The following is a 6,854-nucleotide window of genomic DNA, read 5'->3' on the forward strand; positions in this document are numbered from 1 at the left end:
ATTTGTGCCACCTGCCTGTAGGAGCGAGCTTGCTCGCGATGCGCCCGGTCAGATTCGTTCTACCCGGTCCGCCAGCGCGCTGAGTTTTTCCAGGTCCACCTTGCCAACCGCCACCCGCAACCGCCCCAGCGCCCGCCCCTGAATCCGCTCCACTCCGCCCTGCACCAGGCGCAATCCCGGCAACGCCGCCGACAACGCCGCAAGATCCGGCTCCAGCCCACGCGCTCCGGTGTAATGCAGATCCAGCAACACCTCGCCCTCGGCGCTCCGTGCGCTGTCTTCGACGTGCTCGGAACCGGCCAACAGAATCCGGCTGACTTCATGTTTCGGATCACCGAACACCCGCCACACTTCGCCCTGTTCGACCACTTGCCCGCGCTCCAGCACCGCCACGCGGTGACAGAGGTCGCGGATCACTTCCATCTCATGGGTGATAAGCACGATGGTCAGGCCCAGGCGCCGGTTGATGTCGCGCAACAGTTGCAGGATCGCCTGGGTGCTTTCCGGGTCGAGCGCCGAGGTGGCTTCGTCGCACAGCAGAATCTGCGGTTCCAGCACCAGCGCGCGGGCGATGCCGACTCGCTGTTTCTGTCCGCCAGATAATTGCGCCGGGTAGGCGTGGCGGCGCTCGACCAGGCCGACCAGTTGCAGCAGTTCATCGACCCGGCGTAACCGCTCCGCCGGCGGCACGCCGGCCATGCGCAGCGGCAGTTCGATGTTCTCGGCGACGGTGCGGGTGGCCATGAGGTTGAAGTGCTGGAAGATCATCGCCACCTGCCGGCGCAGCGGGCGCAGTTGCGTGGTGGTCAGGGCGGCGATGTCCTGGCCGTTGATCAGCACCTGGCCTGCGCTGGGGGTTTCGAGGCGGTTGATCAGGCGCAGCAGCGAGGATTTGCCGGCGCCGCTGCGGCCGATGATGCCGAAGATTTCACCGCGCTGGACGCTGAGGTCGATGCCCTGGAGCGCGGTGAGGTCGCCGTAGCGTTTGCCAATCCCGCGTAGTTGCAGAGGAATGACGGAGGCGAGGATTTCCTGGGAGAAGCGGGTCACGATCTGAACACCTGATTAGTTGAGCACCATGGGGGGGCTGATGGCCTTTCGCGAGCAAGCTCGCTCCTACAGTAATGTGGAATTCTGTAGGAGCGAGCTTGCTCGCGATGTGCCCCGAAAGATCAGAAGCCCGGCGCAATCTGGCCCTTGTAACGGGTCAGGATAAAGTTGCGCACTTCAGGGGTGTTCAGCGCCTTGGCCAGTTTCTGGATACCCGGGTCTTGCAGGTTGTCCGGCCGCGCCACCAGGTACTCGACGTAGAGGTCCTTGCCCTTCTCGACGATCAGCGCGCTGTTGGTGTCGATCCCGGCTTCCAGGGCGTAGTTGGCAAACACGAACGCCAGGTCCACCTGGTTCACCGCACGGGCCAGCAAGGCGCCTTCGAGTTCGCGGATCTTCAGTTTTTTCGGGTTCTCGGCGATGTCGCGCTGGGTCGCCAGGGTGTTGCTCGGGTCCTTGAGTTTGATCAGCCCGGCCTCGTGCAACAGCACCAGGGCGCGACCAGTGTTTACCGGGTCATTGGGGATGGCCACGCTGGCGCCGTCGGGCAGGTCCTTGAGGTCTTTGATCTTGGTCGAATACGCGCCGAACGGTTCGATGTGCACCCCCACCACCGGCACCAGGTCGGTGTGGCGGCTTTTGTTGAAGTCATCGAGGAACGGCCGGTACTGGTAGTAGTTGGCGTCGAGGTTTTTCTCGGCCAGTTGCAGGTTGGGCTGGATGAAGTCGGTGAAGACCTTGATGTCGAGGTCCACGCCTTCCTTGGCCAGCGCCGGTTTGACGAATTCGAGGATCTCGGCGTGGGGCACCGGGGTGGCGCCGACGACGAGTTTTTCGTTGGCATGGGCCGACAGGCTGATGATTGCGGCGGCCAGGACCGCCAGAGACTGCTTGAACATGGTGTGCTCCTTTGGGATGGGATTGGCCGTCGTCGGGCGAACGTGGGGCCGGGTTGGGCAAAACGGTGTTTCAGCGGCGGGTGAAGTGCCGCACCAGGCGGTCGCCGCTCATTTGCAGGGCCTGCACCAGCAGGATCAGCAAGAGCACGGTGACCACCATTACATCGGTCTGGAAACGCTGGTAACCGAAGCGGATCGCCAGGTCACCCAGGCCGCCGCCACCGATCACCCCGGCCATCGCGGTGTAGTCCACCAGCACGATGGCGGTCACGGTGACCGCGGCGATCAGCCCGGTGCGCGACTCCGGCAACAGCGTGTAGCGGATGATCTGCCAGGTGCTGCCGCCCATCGCCTGGCTGGCTTCCACCAGCCCGCGATCGACCTCGCGCAGCGCGGTTTCCACCAACCGGGCGAAGAACGGCGTACAGCCCACCACCAGCGGCGGGATGGTCCCGCGTACTCCCAGCGAGGTGCCGGTGATCAGCGTGGTGACCGGGATCAGCACGATCAGCAGGATGATGAACGGCAGCGAACGCAGCACGTTCGCCACCAGCGACAAACAGCGGTACAACAGCGGGCTGGACAACAACTGGCGCTGCCCGGTGAGGTACAGCAACACCCCCAGCGGCAGCCCGAGCAGCACGGTGAAGGCCAGCGCCGCGCCGAGCATGCTCAGGGTTTCCAGGCTGGCTTCGCCGACCTCGCCCCAGTTCAGGTTGACCAGCAACTCATTCATTTGCCGGCCTCCCGACGCAGCGCAGCAACCGGGTGCGGCGCGCGCAGGCGGTCGCCCTGGCCGAACAGCTTGTTGCGCAAGGTGCCTTCGGCGTATTCGCGCTTGAACAGGCCGCGGGCCTGCAACTCCGGCACCAGCAGATCGACCACGGCGACGAAGGTTTCCGGGGCGACCACGCTGGCCAGGTTGAAGCCATCGACGCCGGTTGCCTCGACCCACTCCTGCAACTGGTCGGCGACGGTCTGCGCCGAGCCCACCAGCACCGGGCCGTCGCCACCGATGGCGCAGTAATCGGCAATTTCGGCGGTGGTCCAGGTGCGGCTCGGATCGGCGCGGGTGAAGGCTTCCACCGCCGACTGGATGGCGTCGCTCGGCACTTCACGCAGCACCTGTTCTGGGTCGTAGCGGGAAAAGTCGATCCCGGTCCAGCCCGACATCAAGGTCAGCGCCCCCGTGGCGCTGGCGTACTCGCGGTACTCGCGCAGGCGGGCCAGGGCCGCCTCGTCGGTCTCGGCGACGATCACCGTGAGCTGTTCGAGGATGACGATATCGTCGGCCGCGCGCCCGGCGGCAACTGCGGCGGCGCGGAATTCGTCCACCTGTTTCTTCAGCACCGCCTTGCTCGGCGCGGCGACGAACACGCATTCGGCATTGGCCGCGGCGAATGCCCGGCCACGGCTCGACGCGCCGGCCTGGTAGAGCACCGGGGTGCGCTGCGGCGACGGCTCGCAGAGGTGGAAACCGGGCACCTTGAAGTAGGTGCCGTCGTGGTCGATGCCGTGGACCTTGGCCGGATCGGCGTACACGCCGCTGTCGCGGTCGGCGCGCACGGCGTCCTCGTCCCAACTGCTTTCCCACAGCTTGTAGCAGACCTGCAGGTATTCCTCGGCCAGCGCATAACGCTGGTCGTGGGACAGTTGCTCGCGCTGGCCGAGGTTGCGCGCGCCACTGCTCAGGTACGAGGTGACGATGTTCCAGCCGGCGCGGCCCTGGGTCAGGTGATCGAGGGTGGACATGCGCCGGGCGAACGGAAACGGGTGCTCGAACGACACCGAGGCGGTGACGCCGAAGCCCAGGTGTTCGGTGGCCGCGGCCATGGCCGGCACCAGTTGCAGCGGGTCATTGACCGGTACTTGGGCGCCGCTGCTCAGGGCCGCGTCGGCGTTGCCGCCATAGACGTCATAGACCCCCAGCACATCGGCGATAAACAGGCCGTCGATACGGCCGCGCTCCAGGGTTTTCGCCAGCTCCACCCAGTAATGGATATCGGTGTAGCGCCGCGACTGGTCGCGGGGGTGCCGCCAGAGACCGGGCGACAAGTGCCCGACGGTGTTCATGGCAAAGGCGTTGAGACGAATCTGCTTGGACATGGCCGCACCCTAGTTCCAGTCGTGACGCGGCGGCTTGATGCCGTTCAGCGCCCAGTTGCCCACCAGGTGGTACTTCCAGCGCACCGGGTCGTGCAGGGTGTGCACCCGGGCGTTGCGCCAGTGGCGGTCGAAATTGTGTTTGGCCAGCGACGAGCGGGTGCCGCCCAGTTCGAACAGGCGGTTGGTGGCTTCGATGGCGGCTTCGGTGGTCAGCACCTTGGCCTTGGCCACGGCCACCGAGGCGGCGGCGACGTTGTCTTCGTCCGGCGCCGGCTTGGCCGCGTCGAGCACCCAGCCGGCCCGTTCCAGCAACGCTTCGGCGGCTTCCTGGCGGATCTCCAGCGAGCCGACCTGAATGATGGTCAGCGGGTCGTCGCCGGCTTTTTCCACCTGGGCATCGACCCACGGACGGGCGTGCTCGCGGACGAAGGTGATGGTGTCGTCCAGCGCGGCGCGGCCGATGCCGGCGTCGATGGCAGCGGTGGTCAACTGGGCGAACGGGCCGGCCAGGGTCGGGCTTTCATAGGAGCGGTAGCTGGCGAACAGGTGGAAGGCCGGCACCCGCAGGCCGTCGGCGATCACCGTGCCGCTGGAGGTGGTGCGCTGGCCGACGCTGTCCCAGTCATCCACCACCACCAGACCCGGCGTGCCGCGCTGGACGAACGCCAGTTGGGCGCGGTCCTGATCGTCCAGGGCCAGCACGCCGATCCAGTGGGCGTAGAGCGAGCCGGTGCAATAGCCCTTGCGCCCGTCAATGCGGTAGCCGTCGCCTTCAGCGACCAGGCGGGTGCGGATGTCCTGCACGGTCTTGCCGCCGGTTTCCGACAGCGCATTGGCGAAACGATGGCCCTTGAGCACCAGATCGAAGAAGAAGCGCTTCTGCTCTTCGCTGCCTTGCAGGCGGATGTCTTCCAGCAGGCAGTAATGGTTCTGCGGGATCTGGCCGAGGGACGGGTCGGCGGCGGAGACGATGGCGATCACCTTGGCCAGCGTCGCGAACGACACCTCGGCACCGCCATAGCTGCGCGGCACGGTGATGCCCCACAGGCCGCTGTTGGAAAACGCATCGACCACATCGGCCGGCACCTGGCGCGTGCGGTCACGCTCGGACGCGCCCTCGCGCAGCAGCGCGGCGATACGGTGAGCGACGGCGATGGCTTCGGCGTCGTCGCGGATGAGATGCGCATCCGGCTGGCGGATGTCGTAGTGGGCGGAAACGGCAGGTGTGGACATGGATGTTCCTTGGTCCTGAGTACATGGATACCCAGGGCTAGAGCACAAGCCATGCCAACGGCTTAAGTCCTTTGTTTTCAGCCGGTTAGGAAATTTTCAAGACAGCCGGAAAGGACTGCCGGACAGCAAAGTGTTGGGCAGGTGTTGGTGGGTGAACAGTTGGGTGGGGGACATCATCAGAGTGCGGCAGCGATGGTCAGGCGCGCATGCCGTGGTTTTTGCGGTGCCCATGAATCGCTGGCAAGCCAGCTCCTACAGGGATCAATGCAGCTATCAAGGCTTGCGCCGGACCGGTGGGAGCCGGCTTGTCGGCGATGGGCGGCCACCCGGGCATCCGCCACGACCGTACGGCGCCTGGCAAGGACAAACACTGAACGTCTGGAAAAACCGCTGTCTCCAATGTTCAGGACCCTCGCGCACCGGGCGCGAACAGGAGACTGCCGCCATGAAAGCTCATTTCGTCAAACTCATGACTCACCCGGATTACGCCTGGGTGGATATCCGCAGCGAAGAAGAACGCCAACCCCGCCACTACCTGCCGCACCTGCTGCTGTGGGCGTTGTTGCCGGCGGTGTGCCTGTTCATCGGCGTGACCTGGACCGGCTGGAGCCTGGCCGACGCCGACCGGGTACGGGTCAGCGTCGCCAGCGGCCTGCAACTGAGCGTGCTGCTTTACGTCACCACCCTGCTCGGCACCATGATCATGGGCGGGTTCATCCGCTGGATGTCGCGCACTTTCGACGCCCGGCCGACGCTGAACCAGTGCATCGGTTTCGTCGCCTACACCACCACGCCGTACTTCCTCGCCGGCATCGCCGGGCTTTATCCCAATCGCTGGCTGGCGGTGGCGGCCCTCGGCGCGGCCGGGGCCTACGCCACCTACTTGCTGTTCGTCGGCCTGCCCAAGTTCATGCGCCTGACCCAGGACCGCGGCTTCCTGTACGCCGCCTCGGTCTGGGGCGTTGGCCTGCTGGTGCTGGTGACCATCCTTGTGAACATGATCCTGTTCTGGTTCAACGTGCTGGAGCCCGAGTACCTGCGCCCGGCGACGTTGCCGTAGGAGCGAGCTTGCTCGCGAAGCTCGCGCCTGCATCGCCTGCCTACCTCACCCCTTGCTCGATGCTGTAGTGAAAGGTGTTTTTCACGCCGGGCACTTCCACGGCCCGGCCATCGACCACCCGGGGCTGGTACTTGAACGTCCTGGCTGCCTGCAACGAGGGTTGGGCGAACCACGGGTGGCAACCGTCCAGCACGCGCGGATCGCGGACCCGGCCCGAGGTGTCGACGGTGTAGCTGACCGTGCAATCGCCCTGCACGCCCTTGTCCAGCGCGCGCTGCGGATAGTCCGGGGCCTGCTTGCTGATGGGCAGGTACTGTGAACTGGCAGCCGCGGCGCGGGCACGTTCATCCGCGGCACGCCGTTCAGTGGCCAGACGCTGCGTCTCCCGCGCCTCGGCCGCCTCGCGCGCCGCTTGCTGCTGTTGCGCACGCGCCTGGTCCTCGCGCTGCCGGGCTTCGTCGCGACGCCGCTGTTGCTCGGCCACACGTTCCTGACGGCGCACCTCG

Annotated in this window: 7 protein-coding genes; 1 reads left to right on the forward strand and 6 read right to left on the reverse strand. The window is 66.0% G+C overall.

The features are described from left to right. Positions 1-48: 48 nt before the first annotated feature. The 5 genes from NTD88_RS24740 to NTD88_RS24760 all read right to left on the reverse strand — a co-directional run bounded on the left by NTD88_RS24740 (position 49) and on the right by NTD88_RS24760 (position 5,288). Positions 49-1,050: a methionine ABC transporter ATP-binding protein gene (locus NTD88_RS24740; protein ID WP_262153934.1), complete on the reverse strand. Its 1,002-nt coding sequence runs from the start codon at positions 1,048-1,050 to the stop codon at positions 49-51. A 122-nt stretch (positions 1,051-1,172) separates the two neighbouring features. After that, complete coding sequence (locus NTD88_RS24745) at positions 1,173-1,949, reverse strand: MetQ/NlpA family ABC transporter substrate-binding protein (RefSeq protein WP_095155247.1); 777 nt, start codon at positions 1,947-1,949, stop codon at positions 1,173-1,175. A 70-nt stretch (positions 1,950-2,019) separates the two neighbouring features. Then, on the reverse strand, positions 2,020-2,685 hold the full coding sequence (locus NTD88_RS24750; RefSeq protein WP_110970501.1) for a methionine ABC transporter permease: 666 nt from the start codon (positions 2,683-2,685) through the stop codon (positions 2,020-2,022). Further along, a complete protein-coding gene (locus NTD88_RS24755) occupies positions 2,682-4,055 on the reverse strand; it encodes an LLM class flavin-dependent oxidoreductase (protein ID WP_262153935.1) in 1,374 nt (457 codons plus the stop codon). Before NTD88_RS24755 ends, NTD88_RS24750 begins: the two co-directional genes overlap by 4 nt. 9 nt (positions 4,056-4,064) lie before the next feature. Next, positions 4,065-5,288 carry an SfnB family sulfur acquisition oxidoreductase gene (locus tag NTD88_RS24760; RefSeq protein WP_262153936.1) on the reverse strand — a complete coding sequence of 408 codons (1,224 nt, stop codon included), beginning with the start codon at positions 5,286-5,288 and terminating at the stop codon, positions 4,065-4,067. Positions 5,289-5,733: 445 nt separating this feature from the next. On the opposite strand from NTD88_RS24760, the gene NTD88_RS24765 reads away from it, so the two are divergent. After that, positions 5,734-6,348 (forward strand): Yip1 family protein, encoded by a 615-nt coding sequence (locus tag NTD88_RS24765; protein ID WP_095155251.1) that lies wholly within the window; start codon positions 5,734-5,736, stop codon positions 6,346-6,348. A gap of 40 nt (positions 6,349-6,388) precedes the next feature. Here the strand turns inward: NTD88_RS24765 and NTD88_RS24770 are convergent. After that, on the reverse strand, positions 6,389-6,854 hold a 466-nt coding region (locus NTD88_RS24770), incomplete at its 5' end, for an energy transducer TonB (RefSeq protein WP_262191770.1).

Origin of the sequence: Pseudomonas sp. 20P_3.2_Bac5 (genome assembly GCF_025466035.1) — a bacterium.
In the GTDB taxonomy this organism is placed as follows: domain Bacteria; phylum Pseudomonadota; class Gammaproteobacteria; order Pseudomonadales; family Pseudomonadaceae; genus Aquipseudomonas.